Origin of the sequence: uncultured Legionella sp. (assembly GCF_937871865.1) — a bacterium.
Lineage (GTDB): Bacteria > Pseudomonadota > Gammaproteobacteria > Legionellales > Legionellaceae > Legionella.
Genome location: NZ_CALMPD010000156.1, coordinates 17,444 through 33,940, shown reverse-complemented (window position 1 = coordinate 33,940; position 16,497 = coordinate 17,444). Strand labels below are relative to the sequence as shown.

Genomic DNA, 16,497 nt, shown 5'->3' with positions numbered 1-16,497 from the left:
CTGACAGACACTTCCGAAAAACCGGACACTGTCAGATCAAGTCTGAGCTACTACACTTTAAGAAACCAAAAGCAGCCCGGATGCAGCCCCTCTGCAATCCGGGCTCATGAGCAGCATGGTACATTTTTAATCGGTACGCTCCCTAAATCCAAATTTAGACTGAATTACTCTGACATTCTTTTATGAGGCAAATTCCCAGAATACTTGTGCGCCTATACAAGAATGATCACTTTAGAGCAACAAAGAGAATTGTCGTGTACAAAGCTGATCCTTATAATGCCTCATATTCTTAATACTCCTTTAAGCTATCATGTTTATAATTAGCACACTTGTATGTATTCGATTAAGAGGCATTATAAATGCGTATATTAGTTACTGGCGGCTTGGGATATATTGGTAGTCATTTTATTGTTAGAGCACTAGAACTTGGACATGAGGTTACCGCAATTGATAATCTTTCGAACTCGTCAATCTCCGTAAAAAAAACCATTGAAGAAATAACAAACAAGACATTTGATTTTTTTGAAGCTGATTTAAAAGATCCCATCGCTCTTGCTAAGATTTTCCACGAACACAAATATGATTGCGTTGTTCATTTTGCAGGTTTAAAATCTGTTGCTGACTCAAAAACAAATCCTATTGCTTACTACGCCAATAACGTCACGGGCAGCTTAAATCTTTTTGAAGCAATGAAAGCAGCAAATGTACATGATATAATATTTTCTTCATCTGCTACTGTATATGGCACGTCTGATTGTACTGCTTATACTGAAGAGCACCCCAAAAATCCAGTGAACACCTATGGTCATACAAAATTAATAACAGAACAGATGCTGCAGAATATATGCTCTTCTGACGCCAAATGGTCTGTTATGGCCTTACGATATTTCAATCCACTAGGCGCTCATGCAAGTGGTAAGTTAGGTGAAAATCCTAAGGGTATACCTAATAATTTGATGCCTTATATTACTAGAGTAGCATCAGGTGAATACGAGGCCCTTCAGATTTTTGGCACTGATTATAAAACAACAGACGGTACCGGTGTGCGAGACTACATTCATGTTATGGATTTAGTAGAGGGACATTTGGCTGCTTTAGAATATCAAAAAAATAATCGCGGCTATGAGGCTTTTAATTTAGGTACAGGAAAAGGCTTCTCTGTATTAGACGTTGTTAAAGCATTCGAGCAAGAAAATGGCATTAGAATTCCGTTGATTAAACAACCCAGACGAGATGGCGATTTAGCTGAATATTGGGCTAATCCCTCCAAAGCCAAAAACAAGTTATCATGGGAAGCAACACGCAATCTGTCAGATATGGTAAGAGATGCATGGCATTGGCAAAAAACAATGATGACCGAAATACTCCCAACCCCAGTACAAGTAGAGCCAATCCCCCCCCTTACATCTATTAGTAAAAACAAGACGATACTTTTTTTTAGTGATTACGAGCCCACTCACCAACAATACCCCAATGATGAAGACACACATAAGGAACATTCATTGTAATTTTTTGAACAAAGGGTGCGATGTTTTTATGTGGGGAACTTATTAAGAGGAATTCCTGAACCGCTCATGAACTCCATTAATAGCGTATACTAATTGCATTTAATTAATAAGATGCATGCGGTAATAAGAATCTTTATGATAGTCCAAATGAAGCAGCAACACAATCAAGATTAGAGCACAACGTCATCGCTCACAATCAGCCAACGTAGCAACTGTCTTGAATAAAAATTCAGGACAGTTGCTACGTTGGCTATAGTAAATGCAAGTAAATTTAGGATAAAATGATACCCACGCCCTTTAATCTCATTTTTAAATGTAAAATCAAAAGGTTAATTTAGGTTAATACGATTAGAATACCCCTTCAATTCGGGAACTAATTGTTATGAAAAGATAGTAATTTCACAAAGGATCATTGATGAAAAAAAGGGTATTAAGTAGTGTTCTGTTATTCACTTGTAGTTTAGCTTATTCCAGTCAATCAGCTATTTCTGGTTCTGTAGTTGATTCGTCTCATCAATTGAGCTCCTCGTCATTTATATCAGCCTTCAAACAAGGTCATATTATATTTCAAGCGGGCGGTTATTGGAGCCATCAAGGCAAAGCACAGCACATTGACATTGATGGTTTAATTGGTGATAGCTTTACGTTAACCAAGCGAGATGATTCAAATGGCCTAGTTGGGCTGGGCTATTTTATAGACGGGCAGAATTTAGAGCGAGTGCAGCTAAGTTACGGCGTTAATTTCTTTTATTTACCCAAAACGTCGGTATCAGGTACGGTAGTTCAAGAAGATTTATTCACCAATTTATCCTACAGCTATCACCTCACCCATTATCCTGTTTATGCAGCAGCGAAAGCAAAAGCGAACCTTCCCGTTCCCAATATGTCACTGACTGTAGATGCAGGCATTGGTCCTAATTTCATGCGCGCGGATGGATTTGCCGAGCAGTCTTTAGATGGAGGCATCACAATTCCCGATAATGCGTTTTCAGGGCACTCTTCAACCACGTTCAGTGCCACAGCAGGCGTAGGGCTGCAATTAGCCAAAGTATTTGGCAAAGCTCCCCTGGAATGCGGATACCGCTTTTTTTATTTAGGAGAAGGACGACTCTCTAAAAAGACAGACCAAATTATCAATCATTTGCACACAGGTCCAGCTTATGCGAATGCGGTACTGTGTTCAGTGCGTATTTAATGACGATAAAAAATTAAGATCCATACATTTCATGAAGAGTCTGATTGTCGCATTGACTTACACCGAAACAGGACGTTTCTTCAAAATGACTGAATCAGAAACTCCGAGACCAACAGCCAATATGGTTTTATGTTAAAACGGCCAAGCGCCTTTATCGTGTCAGAATGACCATGCTTCGGCACGAGGATTAGCGATAAGCTCACTGATTAACGCGCCCAAAGGCGCGTCTTTTTTATTCATGGAAAAGGTTTTATAAGCTTATTTCACCAGTACTTTTATATACTGTATCAATTGCCTTTAAATGTTCCAATAGCTGTTTCATTTTAGCTAAAGGCCAGCTGTTTGGTCCATCGCTTAACGCTTTATCAGGATCTGGATGGGTTTCCATAAATAAACCAGAGATCCCGGCGGCTACCGCTGCTCTTGCCAGCACAGGAATGAACTCTCTTTGGCCTCCTGAAACACCGTTATTACCACCAGGTAATTGGACAGAATGGGTCGCATCATAAACTACAGGGCAATCAGTTTCACGCATTATAGCTAAAGAGCGCATGTCTGAAACCAGATTATTGTAGCCAAAGCTTACCCCTCGTTCGCAAGCCATTATTTGTTCATTACCTTCTGCTTTGGCTTTTGCAATGACATGTTTCATTTCCCAAGGAGCTAAAAACTGACCTTTTTTGATGTTTACTGGTTTATTCAAGGCAGCAACTTTTTGAATAAAATTAGTTTGTCTGCATAAAAAAGCAGGCGTTTGTAGCACATCAACAACAGAAGCCACTTCAAATAAGGGAGTATCTTCATGCACATCAGTCAACACTGGAACCCCAATTTGTGCTTTGACCTTTTCTAATATCAACAAACCTTTTTCAAAACCAGGACCTCTATAGCTGGAAATAGACGAACGATTCGCTTTATCAAAAGACGATTTATAAATAAAAGGAATACCTAACTGCTGACACATTTCTTTTAAATAGCCGGCAGTTTCCAAAGCTAAGGCTTCACTTTCGATCACACAAGGACCTGCAATTAAAAATAATGGCTTATCGATGCCTACTTCAAATCCACATAATTTCATGCTTTGTCCTTTTCTTGATGTTTATTACGAGCTGCAAGTACGAATTGCTTGAACAGCGGATGGCTCTCTCTTGGATTTGAAGTAAATTCAGGATGGAACTGGCAAGCCAAAAACCAGGGATGATCAGCTAATTCGACCATTTCAACAAGACTATTGTCTGCTGATCGGCCAGAAATAATTAAACCATGCCGTACCAATTCTTCCACATATTTATTATTTACTTCATAACGATGACGATGACGTTCAATAATTTGGGCTTTTTCATAAACACTACGTGCTAAAGTATCTGCTTCCAATTGACATAACTGGGCCCCAAGACGCATCGTACCACCCAAATCAGTATGTTCATCACGAGTTTGTCTGCTGCCATCAGCATCCATCCATTCACTGATTAAGCCTAAAACAGGATAGGGGCTCTCTTTATTAAATTCGGTAGAATTTGCCCCCTTCCAGCCCACTACATTTCGGGCGAATTCAATTACTGCTGTTTGCATTCCCAGGCAAATACCCAAGAAAGGTACTTTATGTTCACGGGCATATTGAATTGCTAAAATTTTACCTTCTACACCTCGTTCGCCAAAACCGCCGGGAACCAGAATCGCATCCACTCCCTCAAGCAATACAGAACCATGTTTTTCGATGAGTTCTGCATCTAGGTATGCAATTTCAACTTTAGTCTGAGTGTGTATTCCTGCATGCAGTAAGGCTTCGTTAATGGATTTATAGGCATCACTTAATTCAGTATATTTGCCAACCATAGCAATTTTAACTTTCATGTTTTGAACTGCTTGCATATCCACTACATTCTGCCATTCACTCAAATCAGCCGGCTTGACGTCCAGACCGAATTTTTTCACCACGATTTCATCAAGCTCTTGCTCATGTAAAATCATAGGTATCTGGTAGATGCTTTTAGCATCTTCAAGTGCAATAACACCCTCTTTCTCAACATTGGTAAATAATGCAATTTTAGCGCGATCAGCAGGAGATATTGCCTGCTCGGAACGACATATAAGAATATCTGGTTGAATACCAATAGAGCGGAGTTCTTTAACCGAATGTTGCGTGGGTTTGGTTTTTGTTTCACCAGAGGTCGCAATATAGGGAACTAATGTAAGATGAAGGAATAAAGCACGTTGAGCCCCTAATTCAATCCGCATTTGCCTGATGGCTTCCAAAAAGGGTAGCGACTCAATGTCACCAACTGTGCCACCAATTTCAACCATAGCAACATCAAAACCATCAGCACCTTGTTTAATGCACTTTTTGATTTCGTTGGTAATATGAGGAATGACCTGAACCGTTCCGCCCAGATAATCACCTTTTCTTTCTTTTTTAATTACATTTTCGTAAATTTTTCCGGATGTAAAATTATTTCGTTTTGTCATGGTGGTTTTAACAAAACGCTCATAATGCCCTAAATCCAGATCAGTTTCTGCACCATCATTGGTTACAAACACTTCTCCATGTTGAAATGGACTCATAGTACCAGGGTCTACATTGATGTATGGATCAAGTTTAATGAGAGTAACACTAAGACCCCGCGCCTCAAGAATAGCCGCGAGAGATGCAGCAGCAATGCCCTTCCCTAAAGAAGAAACCACACCGCCTGTAATAAAAATATAATTTGTCATTTTTGACCCCGTTCAAAATGCCGTATTCCACCTAATTGGCACTAAATTTAATTCGCATGTAAACGGGGTTTAATTCTACCAAAATGAGAATATAAATGACATAAATTTAGCAAATTTATTAATTTACTTTATCACGTACCCCGCAGTGAGATGTTGCCTAATGCTCAAATGCGGCCAAGCGTTTATTGCAATTGCTGATTAATTAAATGCATAGCCACTGCGCAATCCACTGCGTCTCTACCTTTATGTCCGTGATTACCACCTAATCTGTCCCAAGCCTGCGCTTCATTTTCCGTCGTGAGAACGCCAAAAATTACTGGTACATCGTAATCCAGCATCACTCGCTGACATCCTTGGCTGACCTGATCGCAAACATAATCATAATGAGTTGTTTCACCACGAATAACAGCTCCTAGCACAATAATTACCTGCACTTTATTTTGTTTTGCTAATTTTTGCGCAACAAATGGAATCTCTACAGCCCCCGGCACTTCTACCAAGGTAATTTTATTTGGCTCAAAACCAAGCTCAGTCAAGCGCTCCAAAGCACCTTGCTTTAATGCGGTAGTAATCGGCTCATTAAAGGTGCTCACGACCACCGCGATAGAGAATGTATTTTTTAGTTCCTTACCATTCGCTTGAATTATGTTCATGTTCATCCTAATCAATAGCTAACAAATGCCCCAGCTTTTGTTTTTTTGTTGTTAAATATCCACGATTTTCATTCGTGGGCTCAATCTCTAAAGGAACACGTTCAGCAATGATGCCATAACATTCCAATGAAGCTATTTTCAAAGGATTATTAGTTAACATTCGAATTGCTTCAATACCAAGATGTTTGAGTATTTGGTATGCAATTGCATAATCTCGCGAGTCAGCTGGTAAACCTAATTCTAAATTAGCTTCAACGGTATCCAATCCCTGCTCTTGCAAAGCATAGGCTTTTAATTTATTAGCTAAACCAATACCACGTCCTTCCTGGCGTAAATAAATTAATACTCCCCCTTCCGCCGCTATTTGAGCAAGAGATGATTCCAGTTGTTTCCCGCAATCACATTTACAAGAACCAAAAACATCCCCTGTAATACATTCTGAATGAATACGAACCAAAGGAGTACGATTTCCATATAAAGGGGGTTTAACTAAAGCAAAATGCTCTGCCTTGTCCATCACGTTATCAAACACCGTCATGGTGAATGTGCCATGATCATTTAATGGAAGGTTCGTGCTTGCAGCAGCACTGACCAGATGTTCATGGCGAATACGATACTCTATCAAATCCTTGATAGTCACCATTGGGATCTGATGCTTCCTGGAAAAAAGCTCTAACTCATCACGGCGACTCATAGTACCGTCTTCATTTATAATTTCACAAATAACAGCAGCAGGAGTTAAACCTGCTATTCGCATCAAATCAACACTGCCTTCTGTTTGTCCTGCTCGCTCCAAAACACCATTTTTTCTGGCACGCAATGGAAAGACATGTCCTGGAGATATTATATCATCCGCACAGCTTGCTGAATCGATAGCAACTTTAATTGTTTGTGCTCTATCACTGGCAGAGATGCCGGTGGAAACGCCATGTGCGGCCTCGATTGAAACAGTAAAAGCAGTTCCATAGGGAGACTTGTTATGTTGAGCCATCATTGGTAATTTAAGCTTATCGATTAATTCCTCAGCCATAGGCAAGCAAATTAATCCACAACCTAAACGAGACATAAAATTGATAGCATCAGGAGTAGCATACTCAGCAGCCATAACCAGATCGCCTTCATTTTCCCTGTCCTCGTCATCCATTAAAATAATCATTTTTCCGGCTTTGAGCGTCTCTAATGCCTGTTCTATACTGATTAATGAATGTTTCATGACTCTACCTCATAGTTCAACTTCCCGGCAATTTGAAGCTGATGAGCAACAATACGGGTAAGATAATCAAATTCAATATTTACATGCTGCCCCACTCGCAACCCTTCTAAAGTAGTATGTAACAGAGTATGAGGGACCAGCATTAATTTAATGGAATGCTGTGTTACTGCGTTAATCGTCAGACTGACACCTTCGACAGTAATGCTTCCTTTGGGTATTAAATAAAGCATTGCTGATGAATTAAAACCATCAATCTCTATTTCGATGTATTCATCAATTGCCTGTAGTACCTTTACCTGAGCTGTCGCATCTACATGACCACTGACATAATGACCGCCAAATCGCGTTGATGCGAACATGGCCCGCTCCAGATTGACTCGATCACCAGCTAACAAGTTACCCAGCGTAGTAATGTGTAACGTTTCAGGAGAAACATCAAAATGTAATTCTGCAGCCTCTGTGGGTAACAAAGTAAGGCAAACACCATTTACAGCAATGCTTTCACCAACCTGCAGCTCTGTAAAAGGTGATGAAATAACCAACCGGGCACCATTATCACTTTTATCGTTAGCCAGGACTTCTCCCGTCTTTTCTATTAAACCAGTAAACACTAAACCTCCTGCCAATCGATACATGCTACCATATTGTCTCCCATTTCATGCCAAGAAACTTTATTTTTGCAATCAAATAGTTCCACATGGGGATATATCGAGACTGCTTTTTCACCTAAATAGATAGGTACTATATACAGGTAAGTTCGATGAACCAGCCCTTCTCGATGTAATGCACTAAAGAGTGCCCCTCCAGCCTCGACCCAAACATCATGGAACCCTAAACCTCCCAAATGAGCAATTACAGCACTTAAGTCCATTATTCTTTGTGAGCCCGGCATAGCATGATAAGTACGATTAGGATGGTTTAATTGGTGTTCTGGTGCTATTGCATCCGGTGCATGATAGATGTGACAATGACTTGCTGTTGAAAAAATAAGTGGGGCCTCATTTAAATCCAGCTTCCTGTCGATAATTGCTACTGGCTTTGCCTGTTCACTATTATTTAAACGGACATTTAAACGTGGATTATCCTGCCTCACTGTTTTGGAGGTAGTAAGGATTACATCACTTGCGGCACGCTGTACATGAGTAAACTCAGAACACAGAGCGTTAGACAAAATGAAGCGCGTGTCGCCTGGATAGCCAATTTTCCCATCCAGTGATTGAGCCATTTTAACAGTGACTCGAGGTCTGCGTGTTATGGTCCAATATGCGTAGCTTTTATAAAATTCATCAATTTCAGGTACTGGTAAATGAGTCACCTCAATGCCCTGTTCTCGTAATAGAGCCGATGAATCATTTTTAGCCACTAGTGGATTGGGATCCAGATAGGCGAAAAATACTTTTTCGATTCCATGATTGATAATCGCCTTGACACAGGGAGGAGTTCGCCCCCAATGATTACAAGGTTCGAGTGTGATATATAAACTTATTCCTGGCGTTTTAGGGGGAAATTGTGCTAACAATAGTTGTTCGGCATGCGGAGTTCCTGCGCCTCGATGGTAAGCTTGTGCTATAATATTTCCATTTTGCACAGCCACGGCACCAACACTGGGATTGGGCGCACAAAACCCCCTGCCTAGTTTGGCTTGTTTAAGTGCTGCAAGCAGAAACTGTTCGTGCATCGATTAGCCATAATATAAAAGTGCACGAATGATAACAAATTATTCAATTTTTGAGTAGCCTAATGATTAAATTGAACTTAAAATATAAGATAACTGCCACTTTTTCCAAATTATTTACCTTGGCAAGGCTATTTTTGCTATTTATTTTAGCGCAACCATCCTTTGCAGGTGGTTTATCACCTTACTCCACGAAAGAGCTGGAGCAACTGGAACAACAATTTATTCAATTAATTAATCAGTCAGATAGTATTGAACGAAATCCATTAGCTAACCAGTTTATTAACCAGATTGGAAAAAAACTCTCTTATTATGGGCGAATTAAATCACCTTATTTTTTCATAGTAAAATCCCGAGAAATCAATGCATTTGCAGGCCCAGGAGGATACATAGGGATTAATTCCCAGCTAATACTAACAACGCAAAATGAAAGTGAGCTTGCGGCTGTTATGGCGCATGAAATAGCGCACGTCCGCTTACATCATCTCTACAGCATGATTGAACATCAAAAACAAATGCGTGTGCCCATGCTTGCGTCCATGCTTGCCTCTATAGCCTTAGGTGCATTAAATCCAACGGTAGGAATGGGGGCAATGATGGGAGCCCTATCGGGTTTTTCACAAGATAATATTAATTTTACGCGTTCCAAAGAAAAAGAGGCAGATAGAATCGGCATCGATATGCTCATAAAAGCGGGCTATGATCCACGAGGAATGGCTGCGTTCTTCCGTAAAATGCAGGAACATTCTCGTTATTTTTATTCTGCTGATGTACCTGCCATTTTACGTACCCACCCCCTGGATGCCGATCGTATTGCTGAGGCGGAAAACCGCACAGCTCGCCTAGAGAAAAAGAATCGCATCGACTCACTCGATTATGCACTGTTTAAGGAACTCATCAGAGTTTCAGTAACTCCTCAGAGCAAACAATTATTGGATTATTATGAACATCAATGTCATAAGAGAGCCAGTTCTACAGCCTGCCAATATGGTTATGTGCTTGCATTATTAAATAATAATGAATATCAAAAAGCCGCAACTCGTTTAAAACCCATTATTGAGACCCACTCTGATAATCTGTATTTTCAAATAGCGATGGCTCAAGCAGAGCTTGGCTTATCTCAACATAAAGCAGCAGTTACCCGCTTAGCAGAACTACAAAACAATTATCCGGATAATTATGCCGCATTAATGGCTTATGCCCAGGGATTACTCGCAGCAAATCAAGCGGATAAAGCAACCAGCGTTTTACTTAAAGGAAGCAGGCAATATAAAGAAGACCTTCCTCTTTGTAGGGAGCTGGCTCGTGCCCAAGCTGAATCGCACCAAAAAAGTTATGCCTACTTTACTCAATCTCAATGCTTATTACTTGAAGGACAGCATCGAGCAGCTATAGCTCAATTAAAAGTTGCACGTAATTTATCTAAAAATGATGCTTATCTAACCGCCCGTATTGAAGCCAAGATTGATGAAATAAAATATATGGTTGAGAATTAATAGAAATTATCGTTTTTGTGAAGAACAGCTCAAATCTCTTAGTCTATATATGGACTTCTTGTCTCTGTTAGTCTATATTTAGACTAAACAGTGCATGGGAACCAAGCATGATTCCAATACAAACCTCTTCCAATATAGCCAAAGAACACATACAAACTGCGTTTAAAGTAGTATTAAATATTTTCGACAAATGGCAATGCACTACGGAAGAATCCCTTGTTTTGCTTGGCCTGAAACGCTCAACCTGGTTTAAATATAAAAACGCGCCAGAGCATGCAACGTTCAGTCATGATATAACAGAGCGAATTTCCTATATATTAAATATCCATGCCGCTTTAAGAATATTATTTTCCAATCAGGAATCAGTACATCAATGGGTAAGAAAACCAAATAAAGCTCCATTTTACAATGGACGTTCCGCAATGGATATTATGATGCAAGGCCGAGTAGTGGATCTCTGGGCTGTTGCCAGCAGACTTAATGCAGAACGAGGCGGTAAAGCATAATGGTCACTTTAGCCTCTCTGAATAAAATAACTTTTGCTCTACAGCGTTGTTATCGCGTTATTCCGTCTCAATTTCCTCCCATCCATTTATTTGAAGACGTAGCAAGCCCGGAGGAATATGACGCACTGTTTGCGATACAAATGCTGACAAACCCCAGAATTCAGGAAGAAATTGGCCTTTTGGATTTAGTACCCAAAGAGCAAAGGCTTTATGCAGTTCCTGGATGTGGCTATGTGATGGCCGCCTTTACTCATATCAATCCTAATGGCAGCCGCTTTTCTAATGGTGATTATGGAATATATTATGCTGCGGAATCATTAAATACCGCAATCGCAGAAACGGTGTATCATAAAGAGCTCTTTCTATCCTTTACTAATGAGCCGCCTCAAGAATTAGCTATGCGTAGTTTAGTTGCAGAATTCAGCGCTGATTTATTTGATCTCACTCCATTGGATAAAAAAAACAGCCCGGTTTACTCTCCTGTCGATTACAGCCAAAGCCAGCTTTTAGGAACCCAGATTAAAGAACAACAAGAGGCTGGTCTGATATATCACTCAGTACGCTCAGAGGGAACAAACTACGCACTCTTTAAACCGAATACCATACATAAATGTCAGCAAGGAGTGCATTTGAGTTATGTTTGGGATGGTGAAAAAATTGCTACGGTTTATCAAAAAATTATAAAAAAAGAATCATCTAATAACATGCTCGAACATGATGTAAATTGAGATCGTATTGAAATTAGTCAAAGGTACGCAATGAAGCTGTTCAAAGAAAATTTCTATCCCTTATTAACGTTGGTGATACCTCTGGCTTTAACTGGCTTGCTCCAGTCATCATCCTGGTTTTTTGAAACCATGTTTCTTGCGCATCTAGGCCCGGATATTCTCGCAGCCGGCTCCCTGGTAAGCTGGTTATTCGGCACGGTGGTGGTTATCCTTTATGGCACTTTAAGTTCCATAAACATTTTAGTCGCTCACAAACACGGAGCACGTGATGAACAAGAAATCCTTTTAGTGGTTCGTGATGGATGCTGGCTAGCCATTGTGCTAGCCATACCCATATTTATTCTATTTTGGAATATGGCTCCGCTATTCCGGTTTCTGGGTCAAAGCACCACCATTGTTCAACTGGCTAACACTTATTTACATGCTATAGCTTGGGGTGTTTTGCCGAATGTGATCATGATCGCTCTGATTGAAGTAATGATGGGATTAGGACGGGCACGCCTCATACTCATGTTTAATATGCTCTCGGTTTCACTAACAATATTTTTTAGTTATCTACTTATTTTTGGTAAATTTGGTTTTCCTGCTATGGGTATCGCTGGTGCAGGATGGGGACTAACCATCAGCTATTGGATTAGTACGTTATTTCTGATTATTTATGTTCTTAACAACAAAAGTTATAAGCCCTACTTTAGTATGCTGTTTACACTGACAAAACAATCTTACATGCTGGAACTGATACAAGTGGGCATTCCTATGGGACTTATGTATTGTGTAGAGGTAGGATTTTTCTTTGCCTTAACTTTGATCATGGGCTCGTTTGGCAGTCTTGTTCTTTCTGCCAACCAAATTGCCCTACAATATCTTGGAATTTTAATGGCCTTGGTGTTCTCACTTGCTCAGGCAGTCACCGTTCGTATGGGGCATTTGCTTGGTGCAGGCAAGAGAGATTCAGCTGAACATACGGCTTATCTCGGAATATTTATTTCCGCATTCGTCATGTTTTTTATAGCACTTATCTATTGGAGCATTCCACTGACGTTAATATCCGTTGATTTTGATGTTCACAATCCCAAGAACACAGAATTAATTCATATTGCTACACAACTATTGGCTATATGCGGCTTGTTTCAACTGTTCGAGGCCATGAGAATCTCTCTATTTGGCGCTTTACGAGCGTTGAAAGACACGCGTTTTACTTTATTCATTTCCATTATTAGTTTTTGGATAATAGCCTTACCTATTGGCTATGTACTTGCAATCCGATTTGATTTGAGCGGTGCGGGCTTATGGTGGGGAATGGTAGTGGGTGCAGGATTTAGTGTCGCGCTATTACTCTGGCGATTTAAATATAAAATAATGAATTATTGTGTCGAAAAGATAAACTAAGAGCGCGTCATACGAAAACGGGATACGTTTTCTATATGACGTGCATTCGGCGTTGCTGTAAATTAAACAGCAACTTCCTTCCACCAACTTGTTTTGGTCTCAGCAACCCAATCAGCATTTCGTAAGTTTTTCACAAACGCTGCAGTTTCTTCAGGAGTTGAGTGTTTAGGATCAAGTTTGATACACCAATCCCAATCACCAGAAGTAGACCATAAACTCTCAACACCGCTCATTTTAGCGATTGAGGATGAATCAGACCATGCATTTTTGGTTTTTAAGAAAACAACACTATTCCATGAACTCATTTTAACTTTCCTTAGTTTGATTATGATTATCACGTGCCATAAAATGCTCGTGCCAATTAACCTTAGACCATGGTTTCATAGATTTCAATGATGAATTTGTTGCCTTGATGCTGCCACAGGTGTAATCACTGCCATCATTTTTTGATTTTTATTCACACTCAATCCAGTTCCAGTTTTTTTAATTTATATCTTAATGTTCTAAAGCTTATTCCTAACAAACGAGCCGCTGCAGTACGATTCCATTTTGTTTTTTCTAGTGCATCCAGAATTAATTCTTTTTCCTGATCTTGAAGAATATCAGAAAGATTAGCCGATAAAAGAGATGAAGAGACGCTTGATGAAAAAGAGTGCTGCGGCACATGAAGTTCATCTAACTCGATTGTATCTCCTTCACTCATGGCCATCGCCCGCTCAAGAATATTTTCCAGTTCACGAACATTCCCAGGAAAATGATAGCATTGTAAACGCATTAAACATTCCTCACTTAATGTAATCGCCTTTCGATTTTGATTTTTAGCCAATTTAGTTAAAATTACTTTTGTTAACGCAGGAATGTCGGATAACCGTTCTGCCAAAGTGGGTACATGCAATTCGATAACATTAACGCGATAATATAAGTCTTTCCTGAATCGACCCTCATGAATTTCATCTGACAGATTCTTATGGCTGGCGCTTAAAATTCGAACATCAACAGGAATCTCATAAAGCTCACCAATGGGTTTTATCGCTTTTTCCTGAATGGCACGTAATAACTTAACCTGCATGGACAATGGCAATTCCGCGATTTCGTCAAGAAACAACGTCCCTCCTTGCGCAGCAACAAATAAACCCGTTTTATCTGCTATAGCCCCCGTAAAGCTCCCTTTTTTATGGCCAAAAAACTCTGACTCCATTAATTCATTGGGAATAGCTCCACAATTTACAGGAATGAATGGTTTGTCTTTTCGAGGACCATTTGCATGAATTAGCTGAGCTACCAACTCCTTACCCACACCCGAATTACCCTGAATAAAAACAGGAGCTTGACTCCTTGCCAGCTTATGAATACTGTCTCTCAATTGATTCATCACCATACTATCACCAACCAAAGCCTCATCCTGATTGATAGTGCTAGCACCTTGCATTGATAAAGCGGTTTTAACTAATTCTTTTAGCATCATCAAATCAACTGGTTTAGAAACGTAGTCAAAAGCACCGGCTTTCAAAGTATTTACAGCTCCTTCAACATTTCCATAAGCAGTAATTACAGCCACAGGCATGTGAGATTTATGTTTTTGAATAAACTTTACAATTTCAATGCCATCTCCATCAGGCAATCGCATATCAGTCAATACCAAAGAATAAGTATTGTGTTTGATGTTCTCAATTCCCGCTTTAAAATCTGATGCTGTATCACATGTTAGTCCCATGCGCGTCAGGGTCAGGGTTAGCAACTCTCTGATATCAGGCTCATCATCAATAACAAGCACATTGCTTTTATTCATATCAGTAATTCATCCGTAGAGTTTAAAGTAACAGCAAAACAGCATCCTTTATTTGTATTGACCAAACTTAATCTCGCTCGATTTATTTCACATAAATCCCTAGCAAGAAATAAGCCCATTCCTGTTCCGCTTCTCAGGGTAGTAAAAAAAGGTTCAAAGATATTATCCCGATTTTCGGCAGAAACTCCTGGACCAGAATCACTGATCATCAGTATCGTAGTATATGCTGAGAATTTAACCTTGATAGCAATACGTACTGTTCCATCTTTATCTCGCCCATGCTGCATCGCATTATCACAGAGTATGACCAGTATCTGTTCTAGCTGACTTTTATCAAAAACGCAGGAAACGTGTTTGTTTCTTGGTAAAATAATCGTTAAATCGCATTGATTACTATGACAAAAATCGTGTTTGAATTGTTTTAGTAAGGAAGCAATGTCATTCACCTGAGGGTGTGATTGTTGGCGCCTGGTCAATTGAAGTACATTTTTAATCACTCCATTCATTCGTTCACAATTATTAATAATTAACTGTTTTAATCGCGCATCATCTGCATTTAATCGATGCTCATCTCCAAACAACTGGGCAGCATGAGCAATTGCCCCCAATGGATTACGTAGCTCATGCGCAATGCTCGCGGAGAAGCGCCCTAAAGCCGCAAGTTTCAACTGTTGTGCCTGTTGTCCAAGAGACGTCATGTCCTCCAAAATAATTAAGACCTCTGCATGATGAGCAAGGTCTGTTGCGAAAAAATGGACTCTTAAATAAGGATCTTCAATCAACGTTTGGGCAACACCGTCATTTAAACTGTTTTTAACCATAAAATGATCAAATTTAGAGGCTAATTGTTCTGAAAGTTGATGTAAATTTAAATGAGTATTTTTTGTATTTATGTTAAAAAAATGGCGTGCAGCCGAATTAATTAGCTTAATCTGTCGATCTTTATCAACATAAATAATACCCGAATGCAATCGCTCCACAATGTATTCATTAATTCGTTGCATGCTGGCTAATTCATAACTGCGATGTTGCGCAAGATTCTCTGACTGCCGAACCCAATTGGAAAGATACCAAGCAGTAATTGCTGTAGCAAAAAATCCAGCTCCATAGATACCACTATAGTAAAAAGTGATTAAATCGCGTTGATCATCAAACATGAATTTTAATACGTTACCGCATAAAAGCAGGCAACTTGCCAGAGCGGCAAAAAAAATAGCCAAACGCCCCGGAACAAGGATACTCAAAGCAGCAATAGTAACGTTTAGGAGAATTCCATAACCAGAATCCATATTACCAATAATGCTTAACATACTTGAAATGGCAATAACATCTACGGTTCCAGATAAAAGAACCTGCTTATCAAAACTTAAAAGACGGTACTGCCATAAATATAAAAAAATCAAAGCAGCAATAAAATAAACAATGAGGATACTGTAAAATAAAGGAGAATGAGGGCGATAGATAATGCTAAAAAAATACATACCCAATAACAAAATAATACTAAGCAATCTATAAAGGTCATAAACCAATAGAATTCGCCATTGTCTGTTTTCTGGATTTTGTATCAAGCCAGCTGGCATATATCTAATCCATTAGATTTTTATAGTTAATTTAAGTATAGAACCATAATATA

General features: G+C 39.5%; 16 protein-coding genes. 7 read left to right on the top strand and 9 right to left on the bottom strand.

Annotation, left to right across the window (positions count from 1 at the left end; genetic code table 11):
• The 3 genes from Q0495_RS08825 to Q0495_RS08815 form a co-directional block, all read left to right on the top strand.
• Positions 1–186: hypothetical protein (locus Q0495_RS08825; protein ID WP_298625099.1), on the top strand; the 186-nt coding region annotated here is incomplete at its 5' end.
• 173 nt (positions 187–359) lie between these two features.
• Positions 360–1,508, top strand: a complete 1,149-nt coding sequence (gene galE, locus Q0495_RS08820) for a UDP-glucose 4-epimerase GalE (protein WP_298625097.1) — start codon at positions 360–362, stop codon at positions 1,506–1,508.
• 415 nt (positions 1,509–1,923) lie between these two features.
• Positions 1,924–2,703: a hypothetical protein gene (locus Q0495_RS08815; RefSeq protein ID WP_298625095.1), complete on the top strand. Its 780-nt coding sequence runs from the start codon at positions 1,924–1,926 to the stop codon at positions 2,701–2,703.
• A gap of 250 nt (positions 2,704–2,953) precedes the next feature.
• On the opposite strand, the gene kdsA is transcribed toward Q0495_RS08815, so the two are convergent.
• From kdsA to ribD, 6 genes are all read right to left on the bottom strand, one after another.
• Entirely contained in the window at positions 2,954–3,781 is an 828-nt protein-coding gene (gene kdsA / locus Q0495_RS08810) for a 3-deoxy-8-phosphooctulonate synthase (RefSeq protein ID WP_298625093.1), read from the bottom strand.
• Positions 3,778–5,415 carry a CTP synthase gene (locus tag Q0495_RS08805; RefSeq protein ID WP_298625091.1) on the bottom strand — a complete coding sequence of 546 codons (1,638 nt, stop codon included), beginning with the start codon at positions 5,413–5,415 and terminating at the stop codon, positions 3,778–3,780. The genes kdsA and Q0495_RS08805 overlap by 4 nt, the downstream gene beginning before the upstream one ends.
• 182 nt (positions 5,416–5,597) lie before the next feature.
• A complete protein-coding gene (gene ribH / locus Q0495_RS08800; protein WP_298625089.1) occupies positions 5,598–6,068 on the bottom strand; it encodes a 6,7-dimethyl-8-ribityllumazine synthase in 471 nt (156 codons plus the stop codon).
• A gap of 7 nt (positions 6,069–6,075) precedes the next feature.
• Positions 6,076–7,281 (bottom strand): 3,4-dihydroxy-2-butanone-4-phosphate synthase, encoded by a 1,206-nt coding sequence (gene ribB, locus Q0495_RS08795; protein ID WP_298625087.1) that lies wholly within the window; start codon positions 7,279–7,281, stop codon positions 6,076–6,078.
• Positions 7,278–7,892 (bottom strand): riboflavin synthase, encoded by a 615-nt coding sequence (locus tag Q0495_RS08790; protein ID WP_298625085.1) that lies wholly within the window; start codon positions 7,890–7,892, stop codon positions 7,278–7,280. Before Q0495_RS08790 ends, ribB begins: the two co-directional genes overlap by 4 nt.
• Positions 7,892–8,959: a bifunctional diaminohydroxyphosphoribosylaminopyrimidine deaminase/5-amino-6-(5-phosphoribosylamino)uracil reductase RibD gene (ribD, locus tag Q0495_RS08785; RefSeq protein ID WP_298625083.1), complete on the bottom strand. Its 1,068-nt coding sequence runs from the start codon at positions 8,957–8,959 to the stop codon at positions 7,892–7,894. Before ribD ends, Q0495_RS08790 begins: the two co-directional genes overlap by 1 nt.
• Positions 8,960–9,021: 62 nt before the next feature.
• Between ribD and Q0495_RS08780 the strand changes: the two genes are divergently transcribed.
• The 4 genes from Q0495_RS08780 to Q0495_RS08765 all read left to right on the top strand — a co-directional run bounded on the left by Q0495_RS08780 (position 9,022) and on the right by Q0495_RS08765 (position 13,075).
• On the top strand, positions 9,022–10,452 hold the full coding sequence (locus tag Q0495_RS08780) for a M48 family metalloprotease (RefSeq protein WP_298625081.1): 1,431 nt from the start codon (positions 9,022–9,024) through the stop codon (positions 10,450–10,452).
• A gap of 107 nt (positions 10,453–10,559) precedes the next feature.
• On the top strand, positions 10,560–10,958 hold the full coding sequence (locus tag Q0495_RS08775; RefSeq protein WP_298625079.1) for an MbcA/ParS/Xre antitoxin family protein: 399 nt from the start codon (positions 10,560–10,562) through the stop codon (positions 10,956–10,958).
• Complete coding sequence (locus tag Q0495_RS08770) at positions 10,958–11,686, top strand: RES family NAD+ phosphorylase (RefSeq protein ID WP_298625077.1); 729 nt, start codon at positions 10,958–10,960, stop codon at positions 11,684–11,686. The genes Q0495_RS08775 and Q0495_RS08770 overlap by 1 nt, the downstream gene beginning before the upstream one ends.
• A 30-nt stretch (positions 11,687–11,716) precedes the next feature.
• A complete protein-coding gene (locus Q0495_RS08765; RefSeq protein WP_298625075.1) occupies positions 11,717–13,075 on the top strand; it encodes an MATE family efflux transporter in 1,359 nt (452 codons plus the stop codon).
• 62 nt (positions 13,076–13,137) lie between these two features.
• On the opposite strand, the gene Q0495_RS08760 is transcribed toward Q0495_RS08765, so the two are convergent.
• The 3 genes from Q0495_RS08760 to Q0495_RS08750 form a co-directional block, all read right to left on the bottom strand.
• Positions 13,138–13,380 (bottom strand): hypothetical protein, encoded by a 243-nt coding sequence (locus tag Q0495_RS08760; protein ID WP_298625073.1) that lies wholly within the window; start codon positions 13,378–13,380, stop codon positions 13,138–13,140.
• A gap of 158 nt (positions 13,381–13,538) precedes the next feature.
• A complete protein-coding gene (locus Q0495_RS08755; protein WP_298625071.1) occupies positions 13,539–14,864 on the bottom strand; it encodes a sigma-54 dependent transcriptional regulator in 1,326 nt (441 codons plus the stop codon).
• Positions 14,861–16,444, bottom strand: a complete 1,584-nt coding sequence (locus tag Q0495_RS08750) for an ATP-binding protein (protein ID WP_298625069.1) — start codon at positions 16,442–16,444, stop codon at positions 14,861–14,863. Before Q0495_RS08750 ends, Q0495_RS08755 begins: the two co-directional genes overlap by 4 nt.
• Positions 16,445–16,497 lie beyond the last annotated feature (53 nt).

Bases quoted from the DNA above. Each gene is read 5' to 3' on its own strand.
- galE (WP_298625097.1), top strand. From the start codon at position 360: ATGCGTATATTAGTTACTGGCGGCTTGGGATATATTGGTAGTCATTTT.
- Q0495_RS08815 (WP_298625095.1), top strand. From the start codon at position 1,924: ATGAAAAAAAGGGTATTAAGTAGTGTTCTGTTATTCACTTGTAGTTTA.
- kdsA (WP_298625093.1), bottom strand. From the start codon at position 3,781: ATGAAATTATGTGGATTTGAAGTAGGCATCGATAAGCCATTATTTTTA.
- Q0495_RS08805 (WP_298625091.1), bottom strand. From the start codon at position 5,415: ATGACAAATTATATTTTTATTACAGGCGGTGTGGTTTCTTCTTTAGGG.
- ribH (WP_298625089.1), bottom strand. From the start codon at position 6,068: ATGAACATAATTCAAGCGAATGGTAAGGAACTAAAAAATACATTCTCT.
- ribB (WP_298625087.1), bottom strand. From the start codon at position 7,281: ATGAAACATTCATTAATCAGTATAGAACAGGCATTAGAGACGCTCAAA.
- ribD (WP_298625083.1), bottom strand. From the start codon at position 8,959: ATGCACGAACAGTTTCTGCTTGCAGCACTTAAACAAGCCAAACTAGGC.
- Q0495_RS08780 (WP_298625081.1), top strand. From the start codon at position 9,022: ATGATTAAATTGAACTTAAAATATAAGATAACTGCCACTTTTTCCAAA.
- Q0495_RS08775 (WP_298625079.1), top strand. From the start codon at position 10,560: ATGATTCCAATACAAACCTCTTCCAATATAGCCAAAGAACACATACAA.
- Q0495_RS08770 (WP_298625077.1), top strand. From the start codon at position 10,958: ATGGTCACTTTAGCCTCTCTGAATAAAATAACTTTTGCTCTACAGCGT.
- Q0495_RS08765 (WP_298625075.1), top strand. From the start codon at position 11,717: ATGAAGCTGTTCAAAGAAAATTTCTATCCCTTATTAACGTTGGTGATA.
- Q0495_RS08760 (WP_298625073.1), bottom strand. From the start codon at position 13,380: ATGAGTTCATGGAATAGTGTTGTTTTCTTAAAAACCAAAAATGCATGG.
- Q0495_RS08755 (WP_298625071.1), bottom strand. From the start codon at position 14,864: ATGAATAAAAGCAATGTGCTTGTTATTGATGATGAGCCTGATATCAGA.
- Q0495_RS08750 (WP_298625069.1), bottom strand. From the start codon at position 16,444: ATGCCAGCTGGCTTGATACAAAATCCAGAAAACAGACAATGGCGAATT.